The organism is Agathobaculum sp. Marseille-P7918, from assembly GCF_964248325.1.
Lineage (GTDB): Bacteria > Bacillota > Clostridia > Oscillospirales > Butyricicoccaceae > Agathobaculum.
Genome location: NZ_CAXTXI010000015.1, coordinates 48,780 through 72,649 on the forward strand (window position 1 = coordinate 48,780; position 23,870 = coordinate 72,649).

Annotated in this window: 19 protein-coding genes; all 19 read left to right on the forward strand. The window is 54.4% G+C overall.

What is annotated here, in order from left to right:
* Nucleotides 1-131 precede the first annotated feature (131 nt).
* The 19 genes from ACESSO_RS15845 (at nucleotide 132) to ACESSO_RS15935 (ending at nucleotide 23,708) form a co-directional block, all read left to right on the forward strand.
* Nucleotides 132-1,715 carry an amidohydrolase gene (locus ACESSO_RS15845; RefSeq protein WP_373166516.1) on the forward strand — a complete coding sequence of 528 codons (1,584 nt, stop codon included), beginning with the start codon at nucleotides 132-134 and terminating at the stop codon, nucleotides 1,713-1,715.
* A 102-nt stretch (nucleotides 1,716-1,817) separates the two neighbouring features.
* Nucleotides 1,818-3,068: a DUF4317 domain-containing protein gene (locus ACESSO_RS15850; RefSeq protein ID WP_373166517.1), complete on the forward strand. Its 1,251-nt coding sequence runs from the start codon at nucleotides 1,818-1,820 to the stop codon at nucleotides 3,066-3,068.
* Nucleotides 3,069-3,227: 159 nt separating this feature from the next.
* The gene (gene rlmB, locus ACESSO_RS15855; protein ID WP_373166518.1) at nucleotides 3,228-4,001 is read left to right on the forward strand and encodes a 23S rRNA (guanosine(2251)-2'-O)-methyltransferase RlmB; all 774 of its coding nucleotides are present in this window, start codon (nucleotides 3,228-3,230) and stop codon (nucleotides 3,999-4,001) included.
* Nucleotides 4,002-4,022: 21 nt separating this feature from the next.
* Entirely contained in the window at nucleotides 4,023-6,350 is a 2,328-nt protein-coding gene (locus ACESSO_RS15860; protein WP_373166519.1) for a hypothetical protein, read from the forward strand.
* A 464-nt stretch (nucleotides 6,351-6,814) separates the two neighbouring features.
* The gene (locus ACESSO_RS15865) at nucleotides 6,815-8,899 is read left to right on the forward strand and encodes an elongation factor G (protein WP_373166520.1); all 2,085 of its coding nucleotides are present in this window, start codon (nucleotides 6,815-6,817) and stop codon (nucleotides 8,897-8,899) included.
* Nucleotides 8,900-9,032: 133 nt separating this feature from the next.
* Nucleotides 9,033-10,238 (forward strand): FprA family A-type flavoprotein, encoded by a 1,206-nt coding sequence (locus ACESSO_RS15870; protein WP_373166521.1) that lies wholly within the window; start codon nucleotides 9,033-9,035, stop codon nucleotides 10,236-10,238.
* Nucleotides 10,239-10,366: 128 nt separating this feature from the next.
* Complete coding sequence (locus ACESSO_RS15875) at nucleotides 10,367-10,867, forward strand: DUF4830 domain-containing protein (protein WP_373166522.1); 501 nt, start codon at nucleotides 10,367-10,369, stop codon at nucleotides 10,865-10,867.
* A 154-nt stretch (nucleotides 10,868-11,021) separates the two neighbouring features.
* A complete protein-coding gene (locus tag ACESSO_RS15880) occupies nucleotides 11,022-11,753 on the forward strand; it encodes a pseudouridine synthase (protein WP_373166523.1) in 732 nt (243 codons plus the stop codon).
* A 190-nt stretch (nucleotides 11,754-11,943) separates the two neighbouring features.
* The gene (locus ACESSO_RS15885; protein ID WP_373166525.1) at nucleotides 11,944-13,035 is read left to right on the forward strand and encodes a PucR family transcriptional regulator; all 1,092 of its coding nucleotides are present in this window, start codon (nucleotides 11,944-11,946) and stop codon (nucleotides 13,033-13,035) included.
* Between the two features lie 168 nt (nucleotides 13,036-13,203).
* Entirely contained in the window at nucleotides 13,204-13,884 is a 681-nt protein-coding gene (gene ftsE / locus ACESSO_RS15890; RefSeq protein ID WP_373166526.1) for a cell division ATP-binding protein FtsE, read from the forward strand.
* The gene (gene ftsX, locus ACESSO_RS15895) at nucleotides 13,881-14,765 is read left to right on the forward strand and encodes a permease-like cell division protein FtsX (protein WP_373166527.1); all 885 of its coding nucleotides are present in this window, start codon (nucleotides 13,881-13,883) and stop codon (nucleotides 14,763-14,765) included. Before ftsE ends, ftsX begins: the two co-directional genes overlap by 4 nt.
* Nucleotides 14,766-14,799: 34 nt before the next feature.
* Nucleotides 14,800-15,981 carry a murein hydrolase activator EnvC gene (locus ACESSO_RS15900; protein ID WP_373166528.1) on the forward strand — a complete coding sequence of 394 codons (1,182 nt, stop codon included), beginning with the start codon at nucleotides 14,800-14,802 and terminating at the stop codon, nucleotides 15,979-15,981.
* A 60-nt stretch (nucleotides 15,982-16,041) separates the two neighbouring features.
* Nucleotides 16,042-17,208, forward strand: a complete 1,167-nt coding sequence (locus tag ACESSO_RS15905; protein WP_373166529.1) for a S41 family peptidase — start codon at nucleotides 16,042-16,044, stop codon at nucleotides 17,206-17,208.
* A 137-nt stretch (nucleotides 17,209-17,345) separates the two neighbouring features.
* Nucleotides 17,346-17,819, forward strand: coding sequence for a transcription elongation factor GreA (gene greA / locus ACESSO_RS15910; protein ID WP_373166530.1), 474 nt, complete (start codon nucleotides 17,346-17,348; stop codon nucleotides 17,817-17,819).
* 21 nt (nucleotides 17,820-17,840) lie between these two features.
* A complete protein-coding gene (gene lysS, locus ACESSO_RS15915; RefSeq protein WP_373166531.1) occupies nucleotides 17,841-19,349 on the forward strand; it encodes a lysine--tRNA ligase in 1,509 nt (502 codons plus the stop codon).
* 194 nt (nucleotides 19,350-19,543) lie between these two features.
* Entirely contained in the window at nucleotides 19,544-20,182 is a 639-nt protein-coding gene (locus ACESSO_RS15920) for a hypothetical protein (protein ID WP_373166532.1), read from the forward strand.
* A 113-nt stretch (nucleotides 20,183-20,295) separates the two neighbouring features.
* Nucleotides 20,296-20,757, forward strand: coding sequence for a thioredoxin-dependent thiol peroxidase (gene bcp, locus ACESSO_RS15925; protein WP_373166533.1), 462 nt, complete (start codon nucleotides 20,296-20,298; stop codon nucleotides 20,755-20,757).
* Between the two features lie 94 nt (nucleotides 20,758-20,851).
* Nucleotides 20,852-21,604 carry a peroxide stress protein YaaA gene (gene yaaA / locus ACESSO_RS15930; protein ID WP_373166536.1) on the forward strand — a complete coding sequence of 251 codons (753 nt, stop codon included), beginning with the start codon at nucleotides 20,852-20,854 and terminating at the stop codon, nucleotides 21,602-21,604.
* A 1-nt stretch (nucleotide 21,605) separates the two neighbouring features.
* Complete coding sequence (locus tag ACESSO_RS15935; RefSeq protein WP_373166534.1) at nucleotides 21,606-23,708, forward strand: ATP-dependent helicase; 2,103 nt, start codon at nucleotides 21,606-21,608, stop codon at nucleotides 23,706-23,708.
* The last annotated feature ends 162 nt before the right edge of the window (nucleotides 23,709-23,870 follow it).

Here is a 23,870-nt window from a genome sequence, read left to right on the forward strand (position 1 = left end):
TACGGGCCGGCGTCAATTTTGACGCCGGCCCGCTTTTGTGTGGTCTGACGTAAAATTCACAGTCTATTCAATTATTTGAGCGTCTGCGTGTTATACTGAAACCAAAGGCAACCGGAAAGAGGGAAGCGGCAATGAAGATGCTGTATTATGGCGGCACGATCCATACGATGGAAGATAAGGAACAAGCGGAAGCGCTGCTGGTGGAAAACGGTGTAATTGCAGCGGTAGGAAAATATGAGCGGCTGCAAGCGCGGGCGAAGGATGCAGCCCAGATCGATCTGGATGGTCGTGTGCTGCTGCCTGCGTTCATTGATGCACACAGCCATTTTTCCGGTGCAGCTTATGCGATGCTGCAAGCGCCGCTCGGGGAAACGGTCAATTTTGCAGAGATTGAGGCCGCACTGACACGGTTTATCGCAGACAACCATATGCCCGATGGGCAGTGGGTGGTTGGCAAGGGGTATGACCAGAATGCGCTTGTCGAGCAGCGGCATCCGACGCGCGAGATACTTGACCGTGTATCCTCGCGTCACCCCATCATGCTGGTGCATCAGTCCGGTCATATGGGCGTATTCAATACGCTGGCGCTTGAGTTGCTCGGTGTAACGCCAGATACGCCCACGCCGGAAGGCGGTGCCATCGGCAGAGAAAACGGTTGTTTGACCGGTTATATGGAAGAAAATGCATTTTTACAGTATCAACAGAAGGTCCCTGCTCCCGATCTTGCGGATTTAATGGATGCTTGCCGCCGTGCGCAGCAGCTTTATGCCTCGTATGGTATCGCTACCGTGCAGGAGGGTATGATGCCGGAAAGTCTGGTCGGACTGTATCAGGCGCTGCTGACGCATCAAAAGCTTGAGCTGGATGTGGTGGCCTATCCGGGTGTGGATGTGCTCGATGAAATCTGCGATGCATTCCCGGAAGCGGTGCGGCGGTATGACCGGCATTTCAAGCTCGGCGGCTGCAAGATGTTTCTGGACGGATCGCCGCAGGGCCGTACCGCATGGCTGCGTGCGCCATATGCGGATGCACCGGACGGTTATCGCGGTTACCCCACCATGACGGATGATGCATTGCGGCAGGCGCTCACCACGGCTTACCGCAGCGGAATGCAGCCGCTGGCGCACTGCAACGGGGATGCCGCTGCCGCGCAGTATCTTTCCGCCGTGGCGGAGATGGAGCGGTCGCGTTCGGATTTCCGCGAACTGCGGCCGGTGATGATTCATGCGCAACTGCTTGCACCTGACCAAATGGAGGAGGTAGCACGGCTGGGTATCATCCCATCGTTTTTCATTGCGCATATCCACCAATGGGGCGACGTGCATCTTCGCAATTTGGGGCCGGAGCGCGCCTCGTGCATCAGCGCGGCGGGTTCTGCGCTCTCGCATGGCATTCCGTTCACTTTTCATCAGGATACCCCTGTTCTACCGCCCGATATGCTGCACACGATCTGGTGTGCGGTGGAGCGTGTGACCAAGGACGGCGTGACGCTCGGTGGAGATGAGCGTATTCCGGTTATGGATGCACTGCGCGCGGTCACGGTGAACGCTGCGCGGCAGTATTTTGAGGAAGCGCGCAAGGGTTCGCTGCGGCCGGGAAAAACAGCCGACTTGGTATTGCTCGATGCCGATCCGCTCGCCGTGCCACCCGAACGGCTGCGGGACATTCGCGTACTCGAAACGGTCAAGGTAGGGGAGACCATCTTCCGTGCGTGAGAACCGCGCGGCAAAAATCCCTTGCGTTCCGCATATGTGATGCCGTATACTAAGACGGAAGATCACCGGCCCCAATGGGGCGCAGAACAGGAGAGAAGCAACATGAATATCACCAAAGGCGATGTGCTCGAGCTGCGCCGCCGCCTGAAAAAGACTGAATGCACCTTCGGTCGTATGTGCGGCTGCTATGTGAACAGCGGCAAACAGGTGGTGCTCAAATTCAGCGAAGCCTTTTCCGAACTGGAAGAGGACGAGTTTTATAAATATCTGGAGATTGCCAAGAAAGCACTGTCCGGTACGCTGGGCAGCAATCTGCTCGAACTGGAGTTTGATCGCAGCGAGGTGGCGATGGAGCATCAGAAGTATCTGCTCGCGCTCAAGGAGAGCAAGCTGGCGGGCGAGGAACTGCTCGACCGGCTATATGAGCAGATTATTGAGCAGTACGCCTATCCGGGCAACTACCTGATTCTGGTGTATCATGATATTTACGATGTGCCGTCCAAGGCGACCTCGGGCGAGGAGCAGGACGAATCCGAGGAGATTTACGAATACATACTTTGTGCGATTTGTCCGGTCGAGCTGTCCAAGCCTGCGCTGGGCTACCACGAGGATGAAAACCGCATTGGCGCGCGTGTGCGCGACTGGGTGGTCGGTCTGCCTGATCTTGGTTTTGTCTATCCGGCGTTCGCAAACCGCGGCAGCGATGTCAATGCCGTGATGTACTATGTTAAAACCGGCAAAAGCTCTCATCCGGAACTTGTCGAGCAGGTGCTCGGCTGCGTGCCGCAGCGCACGGCGGCCGAGGACAAGCAGGCATTCCGCAGCGTGGTGCTTGATGCGTTTGGAGAGGACGAGGAGCAGGCGGATGCCGCCTTTTTCCAGATTCAGAAAACCATCAGCGGCATGGTGGCCGAGCGGGAGGAGGACGAGTCCCTGCCGCCGGTCAGCCTGACGGCTGAGACACTGTCCGGTCTCGCCACTGAGGCAGAGGTGCCGGAAAAGGTGCGCGAGCAGATTGAAAAGAGTTATGCGCATGTGTTCGGCGATACGCCGCCTGTGGCGGATAATGTGCTGGATAACAAGCTGGTCGAGGAAGGAACCGCTCGTGCGCATACAGCGGCGCTTGAGCAGAAAGTGGCGGTTTTGCAGCAGGAGCTGGCAGCACAGGCGGCGCAGCGCGCCGATGAGGACGGCGACACGCCCTGGCGCGAGGATACAGAGATTGAACTGCATGTGCCGCAGGAACGGGCAAGCCGCATTCGTGCGGATGTGGTGGACGGGCAGAAATGTTTGCTCATTCCGCTTGAGGAAGGCGAGCACGCCCGCATCAACGGCGTGGAGCAGCCGCTGTAATTCTCCCAAAATGCACAGAGGACGGGGCAAAGCTCCCGTCTTTTTGCATATAAATGAGGAAACAAGCCCTGTTTTGCGTTTTTTGACCGGATATGATTGAATGTGATGGAGAAAGTGTGCTATAATGTCACTATCTAAGGTTTTTTGGAGCGTAGGTATATGGCTTATGAAAAAAACAGACGTCGGCCTCCGAGAGAGGACGACGGCACATTGATTGAAGGCCGAAATGCGGTGCTCGAAACGCTGCGCGCAGGACGCGCGGTGGACAAGGTTTTTGTAGCGGAGGGCGCGCGCATCGGTGACGTGGCGGCGGAAGCACGCCGGCATGGTGTGCCGGTGGTCACCTGCGATCGCCGCAAGCTCGACCACATGAGTCCGACGGGCAACCATCAGGGCGTGATTGCGCAGGCGGCGGCACAGGAATACGTTTCGCTCGATGACATTTTCCGCGTGGCGGAGGAGCGGGGCGAGGTGCCGCTCATTGTGGTATGCGACGGCATTGAGGACCCGCACAATCTGGGCGCTATCATTCGCTCGGCGGAAACGGCGGGCGCACATGGTGTGATTATCCCAAAACGCCGCGCGGTCGGCCTGACGGCGGCGGTGGCGCGCGCGGCAGCGGGCGCGCTGGCCTATGTGGGCGTACACAAGGCGAACAACCTTGCCGCTGCGCTCGACGAGATGAAAGCGCGCGGCGTTTGGCTGTTCGGCGCGGAGGCCGACGGTACAGTCGGCTTGTATGAAGCCGCGTTTGACCGGCCTACGGCAATCGTCATCGGCTCGGAAGGACAGGGCCTCAGCCGTCTGACGCGGGATAAGTGCGATTATATTGTCAGCATCCCCATGTGCGGCCGGGTCAACTCGCTCAATGCGTCCAATGCTGCGGCGGTATTGCTGTTTGAAGCGGTACGTCGCCGCACGCAGGCCGACTAAAGGAGGCAAACAGATAAGGATATGGACAGAAAAGACGAAACCATGAACCTGGAAGCGATCAAGGCGATGCTCAGTGATGTGCCGGATGGCGATGAGTTCGATCTGGATTCCATTATCGCGGAGGTAGAGGGTGGCACACCGGCCCAAGCGCATCGCGCGTCCCGGTCCGAGCCGGCACCCTCCAAAGCGGCACAGGAAAAGCAGCCGCCTGCACCTCAGGCGCCTGAAGCAGCGCCGCAGGTACATGTGCAAGCGCCGAAGATGCCGGAGGCAGAGCCGCGCAAGGCGACGCCGATACAGGAAACGCCATCTGCACCGCAGGCCGCGCCGCGTACCGCACCGAAAAAGCGTGCGCCGCGCAAGGCCGAGCCGGAGGAGCAGATTCCGGATCTGACCGCTTTTGAGGAGGCGGTGCAGGATGAGCGCGCCGTACGCATTGCTGCAAGAGAGGCCAAAGCTGCGGCACGGCAGGAAAAGGCGGCAGCGAAGGCGGCGGCCCGACAGGCAAAGCGTGAAGCAAAGATGGCCGCTAAGCAGGCCGCGGATACGGAGGATGAATTTGATGATATTCCGGAGGCAGAGCCGCCCGCTCCGGTGATAGCATCCAAGCGTGCAGCCCGCGGCACTAAGATGACGCGCAAGGAGGCCCGCGCGGCTCGCATTGCAGCCGAGCAGGCGGAGGAGGAAGAGGAAATCCAATTGCGCGATCCGGCGCAGGCGCAGCGGGCGTTTAAGCGCCGCGCACAGGGCCTGTCTGTGCGTTCCATCGTTGTGCTGATTCTTGCGGTGGCCGCGGCATATCTCAGTCTCGCACCCAGCTTTGATGTTCTGCCGCTGCCGGTGGCACTTGATGCGGTGGAAAATCCGGCCATCGGCATCGGTGTGCTGCTTCTGCTGCAATTTATTGCGTTATTTGTTGGTATTGATGTGTTCGGTATGGGTTTTTACAATTTGCTGCACGGCATGCCTGACCGCGCTTCGCTGGTGTCGTTTGCAATTCTTGCGGCGCTGCTGCACGGTGCATCTATCATTGTGTTTGATAATCAGTCCGGTGTGCAGATACCGTATTTGGCGGTCAGCATTCTGCTGCTGTATGCTGCAATGCGTGAGGAACGCGGCCGCTTTGCAGCGCGCGCGCGTGCCTATCAGGCGATCTGCTCGGCAGAGCAGCCTGCGGCCATTTACAGCCATTATGACGCAGAGGATGATGCCTGCCGTGCGGTCAAGGGTCCGCTGCATGCCGAAAAGGCTTTTCTGACCGAGATGGAACGTGCGGACACGGTGGATCGTTTTTCCATGATTTATGTGCCGGTTGCACTGGCAGCCTCAATTATTTTTGCGCTGCTCGCTTCGGTTGGGCGTGGTGAGCCGATACGCTTTTTCTGGGCGTTTTCCGCGATTTTGTCGGTTTCCGCTCCGCTTGGCCTCATTTGTGCGTTTGGCGCAAGCTACAAGAATGTGTCTCGCCGTCTGCTTGCCTCGGGTGCGGCGATTGCAGGTGCGCGGCAGGCTAACCTGCTGCGCGGCACGGAAGAGGTCGTGCTGACAGAGAACGATTTATTCCCGTCCGGCTCGATCAGCTTGGAGTCGCTGCAGAATATGGGCCGTCTGTCGGATGACAAAGTGCTTGCCTGCGCGGCGGCGCTGGCGGATGCGGCCGGTCTGGAGCTGGGCCGCGTGCTGACCGAAGCCACGCGAGAGCGCTACGGTGTGACACTGGCTGCGCGTAATGTGCAGGAAGTGGAAGGCGGCCTGACGGGAGACATCGGCACCAGCCGTGTGGTGCTGGGTACGGCAGCATTGATGGTGAAAATGGGCATCCGCATTCCATCCGGACAGGGAGAACAGGTTTGCTCATATCTGGTGGTGGACAATGCGCTGGCCGGTGTGTTGACGCTGCGTTATCAACCAACAAAGCATACTTACCGTGCGATGCGCATGATGCGCCGCATGCATATGAATGCAGTGCTGGCGGTGCGGGATTTCAATATCTCGCCTGCGATGATAGAAACGGAATTTGATCTGCGCCGCGGATTTGCCGACCAGCCCGATCCGGCCGGTGTGATGCGGCTGCTCAACCCCGATTATTCGAATGGGGATGCGCCCGCCGCTATTTTGACGCGTGAGGGAGCGGGTGCGTTTGTGCAGGTGCTGCGATGTGCGGACAAGCTGGCGGGTGCGGTGCGCTCCGCACTGACGTTGGGTGCGTTTGCGGGCATTTGCGGCATGCTGATTGTCGCCTATCTGGTGTCTCAGAATGCGGCGGACGCGCTGCCGGTGATGAATATACTGTTGTATTTGCTTCTCTGGTATATCCCGGTATTCATTATCACACAACAAACGCATTGAGAAACGAAAAAAGCAGGTCTGAACCTTCATGGTCCAGACCTGCTTTTTTGCCTTGCGCGGCAACAGGGAAGAGAAGATCCGCCCGAGGCGGTAAAAAAGAGAGAGAAAAGAATCAAACGGGCAGGACGGAGGCTACAGAAAAAACGGCAAGCGCAACCGCCAGCACGGCTGCTGCGGTAGCAAGATAAGCACGTGTCATAAGATCCGCCTCCTTGGATACATTAAAATACTTTATACTATATAAACGTATGTCATGCCGATTTTGTGACAGGAAAATTTGTAAAAAATAAAATTTTTTTGTCAGTCGGATTTCAACGCTGGAAAAGAGGAAAAGAAGCGTCAAAAATGCACAAAAAACAGCTTGCACACATGCGTGCAATAGTGTATAATTACAAATAAGGGAGTCGTTCCCGCTAACAAAGCGCCCGCATAATAAGGCTCGGGCAGGGGAGTGTTTATCAAATATGGCCAATTACCCGGTTAACAAGATTCGTAATGTATGTCTCATGGGACACGGCGGCGACGGCAAGACCTCGCTTGTCGAAAGTATGCTCTATATCGCCGGTGTAACCGATCGTGTCGGCAAGATCACGGACGGCAACACGGTTTGCGATTTCGACCCCGAGGAAATCAAGCGTCAGTTCTCGATTTCGACGGCTGTTGCGCCGATCGAGTGGAACGGCTGCAAAATCAATTTGCTGGATACCCCGGGCTTCTTTGATTTTGAAAGCGAAGTAAATTGCGCTCTGCGTGTGGCGGAGTCCGCCCTCATTATCGCCACCGGCAAGTCCGGTCCGGGCGTCGGCACGGAAAAGGCGTGGGAGCGCTGTGAGGCGCGCGCTATGCCGCGTATGTTTTACATCTCCAAGATTGACGAGGAAAATTCGGATTACTATACCTCGCTGCATAAGCTGCAAAAGCAGTTCGGCGTATCGGTTGCGCCGATTGTTGTGCCGATTTTCGAGGGCAATCGCGATACCGTCGGCATTGTAGACTGCGTCATTCGTAAGGCGTATCGTATGGAAGGCAACAAGCGTGTCGAGATTCCGATTCCGGACGACATGAAGGAGCGTATCGACCAGCATCGTGCAGCGCTGTGCGAAAACGTGGCGGAGCTGTCTGAAGAGCTGATGGAGCGGTATTTTGCAGGCGAGGAATTCTCGGATGAAGAGCTGATCGCCGGCATCCGTCAGGGTGTTAAGGATTTGGTGATTGCACCGGTATTCTGCGGTACTGCGGCAACCGGCATCGGTTCCTATGCGCTTTTGAAGGGTATTGCTGACTATATGCCGTCCCCGGACGAAAAGCCGGTGGAAATCTGCGAGGATGAAAAGGGCGAGCTTATCGAAATCAACTGCACGCCCAATGGTTCGACCTGTGCGTTTGTTTTCAAGACGGTTGCCGATCAGTATGGCCGTTTCTCGTATTTCAAGGTGATGTCGGGCGAAGTGAAGCAGGATATGACGCTGGTTAACAAGCGCGCGGACGCCAATGAGAAAATGGGTCATATCTATACGGTTTGCGGCAAAAAGACCACTGAAGTTCCGGTGGTTGGCTGTGGCGATATCGGTGCGGTTTCCAAGCTGGTTACCACCAAGACGGGCGATACGCTCTCGATGAGCGTGCGCAAAGTCGAGCTGGAGCCGATCGAGTTTGCGCCGCCGTGCTATACGCAGGGTATTGCGCCGAAGGTGAAGGGCGCAGAAGAGAAGATTTCCGCGGGTCTTGCCCGTCTGCACGACGAGGATCCGTCCTTTGAGACCGAGTTCAATCCGGAAACCAAGCAGCACACCATTTCGGGTGCGGGCGACATTCATCTGGATGTGCTCTGCTCTAAGCTGAAGGATAAGTTCGGTGTAGAAGTGGCGCTCACGCCGCCGATCGTGCCGTATCGCGAGAAGATTCGCAAGACGGTGACGGTTGAAGGCAAGCATAAGAAACAGTCTGGCGGTCATGGCCAGTACGGTCACGTTAAGATGGAATTTGCACCGTATCCGGAAGGCGATTATCTGTTCGAGGAGAAGATTTTCGGCGGTTCGGTGCCGAAGAATTTCCATCCGGCAGTCGATAAGGGCATTCGCGAGGCGATGGAGCATGGCGTTCTGGCGGGCTATCCGCTGGTCGGTCTGCGCGCCACCCTGCTCGACGGCTCGTATCATGATGTAGACTCCAACGAGTTGTCCTTCAAGATGGCAGCACGTCTGGCGTATAAGGCGGGCATTCCGCAGGCAAGCCCGGTGTTGCTTGAGCCGGTCTGCTCGATGAAGGTTGTGATTCCGGATGCCTATATGGGCGATGTCATCGGTGATTTGAACAAGCGCCGCGGTCGCATTATGGGCATGAATCCGATTGAAGGCGGCAAGCAGGAGATTCTGGCTGAGTGTCCGATGGCGGAGTTGTCCGACTACGCGATCACGCTGCGTTCGATGACGCAGGGCCGCGGTTCGTTTGTTTCCAACTTTGAGCGATATGATGAAGCGCCCGCACAGGTGCAGGAAAAGGTTATCGCGGAGAACAAGGCGAGACTGGAAGCACTGAATAAGGAATAAAACATTGATTTTGTCAAAAACCGGCTGTTTCACAGCTGGTTTTTTGTTGTTGTGGATGTCATAGCAGGGTAGACGGAAAAAGGAATCTGTGATATAATTTTAACAAATCAAGATAATACGGAGGTTTCTTGCGATGCACACGATCAGAAAGATCCAGGATGATCTTGTTTATGTGGGCGGAAGCGATCGCCGCCTGAGTCGGTTTGAAAATCTGTTCCCGATTCCGCGTGGCGTTTCCTATAACAGCTATTTGCTGCTGGACGAAAAGACTGTTTTGTTTGACACGGTGGATGACGCGATCAGCCGTCAGTTCTATGAAAATATTACCGCTGCACTGGCGGGCCGTCCGCTGGATTATCTGGTGGTTCACCATATGGAGCCGGATCATTGCAGCATGATTGTTGCGCTGCTGCACCGCTATCCCGAAGCAAAGATTGTTTGCAGCGCCAAGGCGCTGGTTATGCTCACGCAGTTCTATGCGGAGGATATGAAGGAGCGCGCACTTGTGGTTGCGGAAGGGGACAAGCTTTCCACCGGCCGTCATACGCTGCACTTTGTTATGGCGCCGATGGTGCACTGGCCGGAGGTTATGGTCACCTATGATGAGCCGAGCAAAATCCTGTTCTCGGCAGATGCGTTCGGTACGTTCGGCGCGCTGGCAGGCAACATTTTCGACGATGAGCTGGCGTTTGACAGCGTTTGGCTGAACGATGCCCGTCGGTACTATACAAATATTGTTGGCAAGTACGGCGCACAGGTACAGGCGCTGCTGAAAAAGACTGCGGCCTTTGATGTTGAGATGATCTGCTCACTTCATGGTCCGATTTGGCGCGGCAATCTGGGCCTGCTGATGGATAAGTATCAGAAGTGGAGCACCTATGAGCCGGAGGATAAGGGCGTGATGATCGCCTATGCCACGATGTACGGAAATACGGAGAATGCGGCGAATGTGCTGGCTGGCATGCTGGCTGACAGAGGCGTGCACAATATTACAATGTACGACGTGTCCGGCACGGATGTTTCCGAACTGGTAGCGGAGAGCTTCCGCTGCAGTCATCTGGTGCTGGCTGCGCCGACCTATAACGGCGGTCTGCAGCCGCGTATGGAAGCGTTCCTGCATGACCTCAAGGCACTGAACCTGCAGAACCGCACGGTGGCGCTGTTGGAAAACGGCACTTGGGCGCCTGTTTCCGGCCGTCATATGAAGGCGATTCTGGAGGGTATGAAGAATATGACCGTGCTGGAAAATACGGTCGCACTGAAGTCTGCGCTGGTCGAAAGCCAGTCTGATGCGCTGGAAGCGCTGGCGGATGAGATTGCAGCTCAGATTGTAGAGTAATCTTCCTTTATGGAGTGCATATTAAGATGCCGTCTGGCAGAAACAATCGTTTCTGCCGGACGGCGTTTTGTTGTTCTGCTTTTTCATTTGTCCGCATAGGATAAAGCAAAAGCAGGAGGGGCGATAGCATGATTGTTTTTGCAGCCAAGGTATCGGTGAAAAAAGTGGTGGCAGGCGTACTGGCAGTGGGCGCTGTGGTTTTGGGCGTCACATTGCTCGCGCCGACAGCGGACACAATGCATGCGCAGACCGCTTCGGGCGAAATAGATTTGAACAGTAAGCTGAAAAATAACGAACAGCGCGTTGCACTGCTCGAGAGCTACGGTTGGAAGGTCAATCCGGAGCCGCGCAGTGAGCGTGAAGTGCAAATACCCAAAACTTTTGACGACACCTATCAAGCGTACAACGCCATTCAGTTGGGGCAGGGGCTGGACCTTGCACCGTATCAAGGCAAGCGTGCTACATTATACACCTATGAACTGACCGAATATCCGACTGGAGAAGAGGGGGTCATTGCTAATCTGCTGATTCGACGCAATCAGCTGATAGCCGCGGATATCAGCTCGGCGGAGTCCAACGGCTTTGTGCATGGTATCACGGAAATGCCGGAAACAGATTCGGCTGAATAAACCTTGGACTGTGCAAATTCACAAAAAAATGAGAATAGATTCTCGTAACTCTGGATTCGATTTAGGGAATTGCACTTTTTCTGCAATTCCCTATTGTGCAATTTGCGAAAAAGTGGTATGCTATTAGCAGGAATGAATTGTCGGGGGAGACAAAATGCCACGGATGCGATTGGACAAGTTGCTGGCGCATTTGAATTGCGGCAGTCGCAAGGAAGTACAGGCCATGATTCGTGCGGGCCGCGTGCAGGTCAACGGCACGGTGGAGCGCGATCCCGCGGCAAAGGTGGATTCAGACAGTGCACAGGTCATGCTTGACGGACAGGCACAGAGGTATCAGGCGCAGCGGTATTATATGCTTAACAAGCCGGCAGGCGTGATTACAGCCAGTCGGGATGCGCGGCACGATACCGTGCTGGACTTATTTCCTGAGGAAATGCGGCGCGGTCTGTTTGCGGTCGGAAGATTGGATAAGGATACCGAGGGGTTGCTCATCGTGACGGATGATGGTGCGCTGAGCCATGCGCTGATGAGCCCATCGCGGCATGTGTATAAAGTGTATGAGGCTGTGGTAGAAGGGACACTTTTGCCGGAGGCGGAGACTCGCTTCGAAACAGGATTGACACTGAAGGATGGTACAGTTTGTCTGCCTGCCCGTCTGGAACGGTTGGCAGTGGGCGGCGAACAGCGTGTGAGAGTTACGCTGCGGGAAGGAAAGTATCATCAGGTGAAGCGTATGATAGCGGCAGTGGGCGGCGTTGTAGTGCAGCTGCGCCGCGTGCAGTTGGGCGGTTTGCGGCTTGACCCGGCGTTGACGGAAGGTGCCTTTCGCGCCCTAACTGAACGGGAGTTGGAGTTGCTGCAGCAGCCGGCGCGGGAGAGTATCTAAAAATCGCCAAAAAAAATAAAAATTTTTGTACAAAAATGTAGAAGACTATGATATAATGTCTTAAAATGCACAGGGAACATCAAAGGTTCTTGTGAACAATGTCAGGAATACGGCGATTTGTTTGGCCGGGGCGATTGTGACATGGCGTGAAAGCGCACGAGAATAGGGAAATACGGGAAAGGTGATGGAAATGGCTTCAAGATTGTTCCAGTCGATTGTTTTGCAGATGAAGGACACAGTAGAACGCACCATTGGTATTGTGGATGCGAGCGGTGCGGTTGTAGCGTGTACCGATCTGCCCCGTATCGGCGAAATGCGGGAGGAAGCGATCACCGAGCTTGGCTTTGCAGGTGAAATTGTCCGTTTTGGCGGCTACACCTACCATACCACGGGCGACCGTTCCAGCCGGCTGGAATACGCTGTTTTCGTGCAGGGAGAGGACGAGCTGGCGCGCAGTATCTGCTCGCTGGTGGCGGTTGCAATCAATAACATCAAAACACTGTATGATGAAAAGCACGACAAGGCGACATTTGTTAAAAATATTATCTTGGATAATATTCTGCCGGGCGATATTTATATCAAATCCCGTGAGCTGCATTTCGGCAATGATGTGCCGCGTGTGGTATTTCTGGTGCGTCAGCAGATGCCGGCGGACGTTGCGGCCATTGATGTGGTAACGGGTATGTTCCCGGATAAGCAGAAGGATTTTGTGCTGCACATTTCAGAAACCGATATCGTGGTCGTCAAGGAAGTCAAGGCGGGCAGTGATGTCAAGGATTTGGCCAAGATTGCCGCGTCGATTGAAGAGGCGCTGCTCAGCGAACTGTCGGTCAAGAGTCTGATTGGTATCGGTTCGGTATCGTCGCAGATGAAGGATATTGCCAAGTCCTTTAAGGAGGCGCAGACTGCCATTGAGGTCGGCGCGGTATTTGATACGGAAAAAAATATCATCAGTTTTGAAAATCTGGGCATTGGCCGTCTGATTTATCAGCTGCCGATTACACTGTGCGAAATGTTCCTCAGCGAGGTATTCAAAAAAGGATCGATTGATTCGCTGGATCAGGAGACGCTGTTTACCATTCAGAAGTTCTTTGAAAATAACCTGAACGTTTCTGAAACCTCACGTAAGCTGTTCGTGCATCGCAATACGCTGGTGTATCGATTGGAAAAGATTAAAAAGCTGACCGGTCTGGACCTGCGTGAATTCGATCATGCGATTGTGTTCAAGGTAGCGCTGATGGTGCGGAAATATCTGGCCAGCCGCGAAGAAAATGTTCGTTGAGGCATAGCTGTTCACAAAAACTACACGTAAAAAAGCGGCAGTGTAGGGAAATGGCAGGGATTGTCGTCTTGCGTCGGCAAGGAAAATCTGTTATAATAGGCAAAGGTGTATGATCTGCATGCACCTTTGCCTTTTTGGTATTTTGTTTGGCTCCGAGGAGGAATGCCTGTGATACGGATGAACGATGTCACCATGGTGTACGATAATGGTACCCGTGCTGTGAACAAAGCGAACCTGCGTGTGGATGAAGGGGAATTTGTGTTCCTCGTCGGTGCGTCCGGCTCTGGTAAAACAACGCTTATCAAGCTGTTGACCGCAGAGGTCCGTCCGACGGAAGGACGAGTGTTGGTTAACAATTACAATGTCGGTGAGATGAAAAAGAGGCAGATCCCATACCTGCGCCGTACCTTGGGCGTGGTATATCAGGATTTTCGCTTGATCAAAAATAAAACGGTTTATGAAAATGTCGCATTTGCTATGCGGACCATCGGCGCAAAGGGCAAGGCGATCAAAGAACGCGTACCGTATGTGCTGGAACTGGTCGGTTTAGCGGACAAGGCGCAGATTAAGCCGATGAACCTTTCCGGCGGTGAGCAGCAGCGTGTTGCCATTGCACGTGCACTGGTCAATAACCCGCGCCTCATCATCGCGGACGAGCCAACCGGCAACCTCGATCCCGCACGCTCGCTTGAACTGATGACCCTGTTTGAAAAGATCAACGAATTGGGCACCACTGTGCTGATCGTGACACACGAGAAGGGACTGGTGGATGAGTTTGAAAAGCGCGTTGTTATGATTGACAAGGGCGAGGTCGTCAGCGACCAGACAGGTGGGTACTATCAGTTATGAGAAGTTTTGGTTACTATTGGAAGGAAGGCTTCCGCAATATATTCAAGCACGGGTTTATGTCGATTGCGGCGGTGCTTATCATGATCGCCTGCCTGCTTTTGACAGGAACCGTGACGCTTATCGCGTATAATATTGATTTGAGCATTCAGGAATTACAGCAATCCAATGAGATTGTGGTATTCATTGATGACAGCCTGACCACACGCGAGGCGAAAGCCTTAGGGTCGCAATTTAACAAGATTGACAATATTGCAACGGTTGAGTTTGAGGATCGCGATGTAGCGCTGGAAAAATACCGCGAGGAGTTGGGTGAGGACGCAGTTATTCTGGAGAATTATAATTCTGCAAACAATCCGCTGCGCAACAGCTTTATCTTCACTCTGAAGGACCCGACGCTGGCTGAGGAGACGATTGAACAGATCGCGGCTGTGGATGGTACGGACTATATCCGCGCGGATGAGGATGTCATTTCCAAGCTGATTCAGGTGCAGCGCGTATTCAATATTGTTGCGCTTGCCATGGTGGTTGGCCTGGCGGTCATCTCGATTTTCATCATCGCCAATACGGTAAAGCTGGCCATGTTTGCACGCCGTGAGGAAATTTCCATCCAGAAGATGGTCGGTGCGACCAACTGGTTCATCCGCTGGCCGTTCGTCATCGAGGGTATGGTGCTGGGCTTGCTGGCAGGCGGTTTGGCATTCCTCGCGCAGTGGGGACTGTACACCGAACTTGCCAATGTTGCAAGCGGTGTTATTCCGTATTTCCACATTGTTCCGTTTGACGGGCTGCGCTGGCTGGTGCTGGGCGTATATTTGGGTGCGGGCGTGCTGTTCGGCATCGGCGGTTCGGTAACCAGCATTCGCAAATTTATGAATGTGTAAGGCGACGGCGACAGACAAAGGAGCGAATATCATTATGATGAAGAAAAGCACGACACGGCTGATATCCTGCGTGATTGCCGCGATTCTTGTGATTGCGCTGCTGGCTTCCATGCTGAGCAGCCTGACATTTGCAGGCGCCGCAGAGGATGCAGACGAGCTGCAGGATAAGCTGTCCTCGCTGGAGGATGAGAAAGCGGCGGTTAAGGAAAAAATCGCAGAGCTGACCAAGCAGGCGAGCGACGTAGAAGCAACCCGTGCTGCGCTGCAAAGCGAGATTGACCTGACCAAGGAAGAGATTTCCACGGTTGAGGCGTATATCGAGCGTCTGCAGGACCAGATCGATGTCAAGACCACTGAACTGGCAGCGGCGGAGGACGCGCTGGAGCAGAAGGAAGAGGAATTTGCGCTTACCGTGCGCACCACCTATGAGCAGGGCGATGCCAGCTATCTCGAGGTGCTGCTCAATTCCACCAGTTTTTCTGACCTGCTGTCCCGCATGGAGATCATTACGGCGATTATGGATGACAACAAGAAGATTGTTGCCGAGTATACCGCTGCGAAGGAAGATATTGAGCAGAAAAAGCAGGAGTTGGAGGATACACAGGCTTCTCAGAAGGAATATCAGGAGAACCTGAGCTATAAGGTTGATGAGTTGGCGGCAAGCGAGGCCGAGCAGGCTGCGCTGGCAGAGAGCATTCAGGCATACAAGGCGGAAAGCGAAGCGGAGTACGATCGTATTTCCAACGAGATGCAGGACGTCAGCAACCAGATCGCGGCGCTGTCTGCGCAGTCGGCGGCTTCCGGTGGCGTACCGTATAGCGGTACCTTTGTCTGGCCGACGCCGAGCTGCACGACCACATCCAGCGTATACGGCTACCGCGTGCATCCGATTTACGGTACGGTCAAATTCCATGCCGGTGAGGATATTCCCGCAAGCTACGGTGCAGAGATTTTGGCAGCAGCATCCGGTACGGTCACAACCGCTGGCTGGGTTTCCGGTTATGGTAACTACACGGTTATCGACCATGGCGGCGGCACGATGACCGCTTACGGCCATCAGTCTAGCATCCTTGTTTCGGTCGGCCAGCATGTCGAGCAGGGACAGCTGATTGGTTATGTCGGTTCCACCGGCAACTCGACTGGCCCACATCTGCACTTTGAAGTGTATCAGAACGGCTCGACGGTTGACCCCAAGAGTTTCTTCAGCTTTACTTAATGCAATCATGAATCAAAGGGGAGGGCAGTTGCTCTCCCCTTGTTGTTTGGAGGGAATCGGATGTCTGGATGGCGGGACAACAAGGTCTCTGTGGGAACGGCGCTATTTCTTTGCGTGACCACGGCGGCGGCATCGGTCTTGGGCTGCTTTGCAGCGACGGGTTGGCGCACGTCTGCGGTAGAGGATAAACTGCGCGAAATTGACCGTATTGCAGCGAAACAGTATGTAGGCGATCTGGATGCAGAGAAAGTCGCGGATTATGCGGCGGTCGGCTACGTGACCGGATTGGACGATCAGTGGTCGGCCTATATCCCGGCTGATCAATATGAAGCCTATCGTTTGAGCAGTGAGGGTAAGGGCTGCGGCATCGGTGTGACAGTCATCACCGGAGAGGACAGTGTGCGTGTGAGTTTGGTGTGTGATGACTCTCCTGCGTCGCAGGCAGGTATCGAAAAGGGAGATTATATCGTCGGCGCGGAGGACTTGACGGTCGAGAAAGACGGCGCGGATGCCGTTATCGATGCGATTCAGGGTGAGGAAGGCACAGAGGTAACCGTATCGTTCAGCAAAGAGAAGGGCGGCACCGTGCAGCAGGCGACCATGCATCGCGCGATGGTGACCCAGAAGATGGCGTGGGGCCAGATGCTGGACGACAATATCGGTTATATCCGCATCGAAAATTTCCACGTCGGTGTTGCGGACCAGTTCCAACAGGCGTTGGACGGACTGCTGGCGGACGGCGCACAGTCGCTGGTGCTGGATGTGCGACACAACGGCGGCGGGCGCGTCAAAGAGATGAGCGAAATGCTCGATCCGCTGCTGCCTGAGGGCACGATTATGACACTGCGTACCAAAAGCGGCAGTGAAACCGTGTATGAGTCGGATGCGGAGATGATTGACCAGCCGATTGTGGTGCTGGTGGACGACCAGAGCATTTCGGCGGCTGAGTTTTTCGCTGCGGCCTTACAGGAATACGACCGCGCGACGCTTGTCGGCACGCATACCACGGGAAAAGGCCGCGCGCAGCAGACCTTTGAACTGTCGGACGGGTCGGCGCTTAACCTGTCGGTGGAGGAGTATTTTACTCCCAAAGGGAATAATCTGGCGGGTGTAGGCATCGCGCCTGATGTCGAGGTCGCATTGACCGATGCACAGTTGGCGGACTTTTACTTCCTCTCGCCGGAGAAGGACCCGCAATTGCAAAAAGCGGTCGAAATTCTGGAATAAATCTGTGCCATATCGGTGAAAATGCGCAAAAATGCACTTGCTCGCTTGACAGTGCGGCGAATGTTACCGTATAATAAGGAGTACTGTACGGCGGCGCACGATGCCGCTGAACCTATGAATAAGAAGGGTTTGCAATCATGGCAAAAGAAATCAAACTGACCCAGGAGAGCCTGGACGCTTATAAGGAAGAACTGGAATATCTGAAAACCACTCGTGCGGACGAGGTGGCCGAGCAGCTGAAAGAAGCGCGTTCGTTCGGCGACTTGTCCGAGAACGCCGAGTATGATGAGGCAAAGAACGAGCAGGGTAAGCTGTACTCCCGCATCGCGGAGCTGGAGGAAATCATCAAGCTGGCGGTCGTTGTAACCGGCGACACCTACGCAGCGGATGAAATCTCTCCCGGCTGCCGCTTTGTGGTCAAGGATCTTGAGCTGGACGAGGAGGAGGAATACCACTTCGTCGGTTCGCAGGAGGCCGACCCGATGGAGGGCAAGATTTCGGATGAATCTCCCTTCGGTAAAGCAATGCTGGGCAAAAAGGTCGGCACGATCGTCGAGGTCGAAGCGCCGATCGGCGTAGTCAAGTATCAGGTAATGGATATTAAGAAATAAAAGAAGAAAGACGGGGAAACTATGGCAGAACAGCATCAGGCGCAGGAACAGCACGAGCAGACCGCAGAAGAACTGCATGAGCTCAAGCGTATCCGCCGTGAAAAGCTGGCGGAGCTGCAGGCAGCGGGTGCGGACCCGTATCAGCAGGTACGCTTTGAGCGCGATCATCACACAGTCGATATTCATGAGCATTTTGAGGAGCTGGAGGGCAAAACGGTCCGTCTGGCTGGCCGCATGATGAGCAAACGCATTATGGGCAAGGCTTCGTTTTCCGATCTGTCCGACCGCTACGGTCGTTTGCAGCTCTATATCAAGCGTGATAATGTGGGCGATGAGGTCTACAAGGGCTACAAAAAGTTTGACATCGGTGATATCATCGGTGTTTCGGGCGAGGTATTCCGCACGCAAAAGGGTGAAATCTCGGTTGCAGTGCATGAGCTGACACTGCTGAGTAAAAACCTCGCGCCGCTGCCCGAAAAGTGGCACGGCTTGAAGGATACCGATATGCGGTACCGTCAGCGCTATGTGGATCTGATTGTCAATCCTGAGGTACGCGATACCTTTGAGAAGCGTTCGGCCATTGTGCGAGAGATTCGCAACTTTATGGATGCACGCGGCTTTATGGAGGTTGAGACGCCCTGCCTGAATACCATTCCGGGCGGTGCGGCGGCGCGTCCGTTTATTACGCACCATAATGCGCTGGATATTGATATGTATATGCGCATTGCAACCGAGCTGCATCTCAAGCGCCTGATCGTGGGCGGCTTTGAACAGGTGTATGAGATTGGCCGTATCTTCCGCAACGAGGGTATGGATACCAAGCACAACCCGGAGTTTACTACCATCGAGTTGTATCAGGCGTATACCGACTACAATGGTATGATGGATATTACCGAGGACATGGTCGTACATGTATGCGAAAAGGTGCTTGGCACGACCAAGGTGACCTATCAGGGGACCGAGATCGACTTTGCCAAGGGCTGGCGCCGCATGACCATGGCCGAGGCAGTCAAGGAGTATGCCGGTCTGGATTTCATGGCGATGGACGATGAGCAGGCGCTGGCCGCTGTTAAGGCCAAGGGTGTGGAGATTGAGAAGGGCAAGGAAAGCTGGGGCGATCTGCTGGCGCAGTGCTATGACGAATTTGTCGAGGAGCATCTGATTCAGCCGACCTTCATCACCGATTATCCGGTGGAGGTATCTCCGCTGGCTAAGCGCAAGGCATCCGATCCGCGTCTGACTGAGCGCTTTGAGTGCTTTGTGGTTGGCCGTGAGTTGTGCAATGCATTCTCCGAGCTGAACGACCCGATTGATCAGCGTGAGCGCTTTGAGCGTCAGGTTGCGCTGCGTGCGGCGGGCGATGATGAAGCCAACATGATGGACGATGATTTTATCAACGCGTTGGAATACGGCATGCCTCCCACGGGCGGCATGGGCATGGGCATCGACCGTCTGGTTATGCTGCTGACTGATTCGGCATCTATCCGTGATGTGCTTCTGTTCCCCACGATGAAGCCGCTGGAAAACTGAAACCGAGAATTATGATAAGGATAAGCAGGACTGCCGAACGATCGGTGGTCCTGTTCGTCTATCAATATGGAGGAACCAAACAATGTTACGCGATTGGGGGAACGTGACGCTTTGCATATAAGCGCGTCCCCAATAGGCGATGATTTGACTGCGGCATAGAAGATATGGGCTGCAAAGAGGGAGGAATACAAGGGATGATTGCACTTCTCAGACAGATCCAATCAGGCAGCAGTGCGAGCTATGCTCTGGAGCGCGACGGACAGACCTGCTGTACTGCAGAGGTTCCCTTTTCTATCGCAGCGCCTGGAATTGCCCTCTTTCGTCAAGGGGAACCTTGGCTGAGGATTACACCAAATCTCGGTGATTCCGTCAAAAAAATGGTGCGTAACGGTTCGTGGCGGACAGTGCCCTGTGACATCACTGACGCAAGCGGCGCACAGATTGGAACTATCGCCAAAATCCGTAAGGGTACGTTTCTTTCGGCGAATTATTATACAGAGCTTCGGAGCTCCGGCCGTGTTTTGCAGATCTATGAGGTGGGCCTTGGTAAAGAGGGAATGCGGTATCCTGTCTATGAGGGCGGGGTTCAGTTGTCTCAGGTGGAGAAGGAGCCTGTTGTCCTAGACAATCTCGACGAGTATAGCCTTTGCAGTCTGGATGACTTCGGAGAGCTTGCCGCCCTGTTGTTTGCCCTGTTTATTGACTTTCACAGCTATCGAAACGCAGGGGAGCATGCACGCGGCAAGAAGAGCTTTCAGTATGTCTACACCAGACGCAAAGAGATTCTCGCTAAATACGACCCGGACTTTCGCTCCCGCTGTGAAATACACTGAAGTTTTGGCGCGGTTGTTCGGTGAAAAGCAGCATAACAGAGCGTCCGTTTTTTCAGCATCAGATTGTACTGATGCTTGTAATGGAGAAAAAACAACGAAAGAGGAGGATTATTATGTTGGAAGTTGGAACGAAAGCCCCGGATTTCACACTGCCTGATAAGGAGGGCAATGCAGTCAGCCTGTCTGATTTTCTGGGCAAGAAAGTGGTTTTGTATTTTTATCCCAGAGACAATACGCCCGGCTGCACCCGTCAGGCCTGTGCCTTTGCTCAGAACTACAGCGCGTTTCAAGAGAAGAATGTCGTGGTCATCGGCATCAGTAAGGATTCGGTAGCCTCGCACCTGAAATTTGCACAGAAATACGAGTTGCCCTTTGTGCTGCTCTCTGACCCGGAATTACAGGCCATTCAGGCCTATGGCGTCTGGCAGGAAAAGAAGCTCTATGGCAAGGTAAGTATGGGAGTTGTGCGTTCCACTTACCTTATCAATGAGCAGGGAATCATCGAAAAGGTGATGCCCAAGGTAAAGCCGGATACCAATGCTGCTGAAATTCTGGCGTATCTGGCCGGAGAGTGACGATGAGGCAAAGTTGGACAAGCGAGCAGATTAGTATGTGTTTGGCGGTTCATAGGACTGGTTTATGGGCGTGAGGAAAAATATGTGAATTATCATTTCACCAGCAAAAAAGATGAAAGTGGATGCGGATACGCTTTCGTGGCAAGAGCTGCCGTGTTTCATCGACAAGGCGCAAATGCTTTACGAAGCGCTCAAATCCATGTCGTATGAGCAACTGAAAAAACTCTGGAAATGCAATGACTCCATTGCTGCGCAGAATGTGGAGCGGCTGCAAAGCACGGATTTGCGCACACGCCTGACCCCGGCAATTTTGTCCTATGAGGGCATTCAGTATCAGTACATGGCGCCGGGTGTGTTCACGGAGGAGCAGCTGGCCTATGTGCAGATGCACTTGCGCATCCTGTCCGGACTGTACGGCGTGCTGCGCCCCTTTGACGGGGTAACGCCCTACCGACTGGAGATGCAGGCCAAGCTGCAAACCGATGGGGCGAAGGACCTGTACGGTTATTGGGGCAGCGAGATTGCAGATAGGCTGTATCAGGAGACCGACTGCATTATCAATCTTGCTTCTAAGGAGTACAGCGTCTGTATCTCTCGCCATCAAAAACCGGGGACGCGGATTATCACCTGTGTGTTCGGAGAGGAGAAGGACGGAAAAATTGTGGAGAAAGGAACGCTGTGCAAGATGGCGCGCGGAGAAATGGTGCGCCATCTGGCCGAAACCCGCGCAGAAAGTCCAGAAGCGCTCAAAACGTTTTCCTGTTTGAATTATGCCTTTTCACCAGAACATTCGGACGAAAACACCTATGTATTTCTGTTGAGAAAATCACCCAAATTTGGAGCGTAGCATGGATTTTTCCCAATTCAAAACACAATTTCCCATTCCTCTGGATGCACAGCAGGAAACAGCGGTGCAGACGGTAGACGGGCCGGTGCTGCTGTTGGCGGTGCCGGGGAGCGGTAAGACAACCGTGCTGGTAACTCGGCTGGGGTATATGCGCTATGTGCGGGGCATTTCGCCCGAGCGCATTCTGACCATGACGTATACTGTGGCGGCTGCACGGGACATGCATGCGCGGTATGCCGCTTTCTTTGGGGAGGAAGAAGCGCAGCGTCTGGAATTTCGCACCATCAACGGTGTATGCAGCCGAATTATTCGCTATTACGAGCGCACGTTTGGACGTACCGCTTTTCAGCTGCTTGAGGATGGCGCGCAGAAAAGCGCGATCATCAGCGAGCTGTATCGAACGCAAAGCAAGGAGTTTGCCACGGAAAGCACGGTTAAAGCGCTTCAGACCGCGCTTACCTATGCGAAAAACCAGATGCTCAAGGGCGAGGAGTTGTCCGCGATTGAGGTGGAGGGAGTCGACTTCGCTGCGTTTTTTGCGGCATACGGCAAGGTGCTGCGCGAACGACAGCTGATGGATTATGATGACCAGATGGTCTACGCACTGCGGATTTTGCGCCAATACCCTGCAATTCTGCGTGATTTTCAAACACGATATTGGTATTTCTGTGTGGATGAGGCGCAGGATACTTCCAAAATCCAGCATGCCATCATTCGGCTGCTTGCGGGACAGAGCGGCAATCTGTTCATGGTCGGTGATGAGGACCAGAGTATTTACGGTTTCCGGGCGGCTTATCCGCAGGCACTGACCGAGTTTGACACCGTTTATCCAAACGCCAAAGTGCTGTATATGGAGCAGAATTACCGCTCCACCCGACAGATTGTGGCGGCAGCAGACCGGTTTATCCAGAAAAATCACAATCGCCGTCCCAAACACATGAAAGCGACGCAAGGCAGCGGCCCGGCGGTGCGTGAATGCTTGGTCTATGACCGACAGAAGCAGTATGCCTATCTCTGCAAGCTGGCAGAGAACTGCACGGTGGAGACTGCCGTTTTGTATCGGGACAACGACAGCGCGCTGCCGCTCATCGACCGCATGGACCGTGCGGGCATCCCTTACCGTTGCCGGCAGGTGGAAAGCCTGTTCTTTACCAACCGCGTGGTGCGCGACATCACGGACATCATCCGTTTTGCCCAGAATCCGAACGACGGCGAGTTGTTTTTGAGTCTGTACTACAAGCTGGGTGCAGGTATCAGCAAGGTAGTAGCGCAGGTCGCGGCAGACCGTGCCGAAGCGGAAGGCGAAACCATTCTGGGGTGCATTGCCGCTTCTTCCGCTGCGTCTCCGTGGACGCAAAAACAGTGCAAGGCGCTACAAACCCACCTGAATAATCTGCTTCGCGAACGAGCGGATAGGGCGGTCTACCGCATTGTACATTTCATGGGCTATGGGGATTACTTAAAGGAGCGCGGCGGCGATTTGAGCAAAGCGGATATTCTGGAAGCGCTGGGGGTGCAGGAGCCTACACCGGAACGCCTGCTCGACCGATTGGAAGAGCTACGGGAGGTGGTGCAGCGGGGCGGTACGCACGCAGACTGTCCGTTTGTGCTCTCCACCATCCACTCCAGCAAGGGGCTGGAATACGAGCGGGTTATTCTGATGGACGTGGCGGATGGGATGCTGCCTAAGATGCTGCCCGAACCGAATGCTGAGCAGGAGGAACTTGACGCTTATGAGGAAGAGCGGCGGCTGTTTTATGTGGGACTGACACGGGCCAAGCGGGAACTCGGCATCGTGACCTTCCGTAAGGTTGGTTTGGAGTCGTCTTTTGCGCGGGAAATTTTTCCGCTGGAAACCGGTCGGGCGGTGCAGCCGGCCACAGTGGTCAAAAAGCCGGCCGTCCGGAAAGAGCCGGATGCGGCCCGCATTGCAGCCGTTGCCAAGGACTATATCCCCGGCATTCGATTGCTTCATAAGGCCTTCGGTCCCGGTACGCTGGTAAGCCGCAGCGGGGATATCGGCGTAATCGCTTTTGACAGCGGAGAGACGAAAAAAATTGCGGTTTCCGTGGCGCTACGGGTTGGGCAGCTTCGCCGGGAGTAAGACGGGGTATCGCCCGGAGTGGTACAGGAACACCCAAAAAAGTAGAAAATTCGAGGATTTAATCCGCTCATACAATTTAAATATCTGTAGGTTTGTCAAACATATTGGACAGTGAACTCTAAAGGAGAAAGCCAACCTAGAGGCCTCATGGGAAAGTTGTTG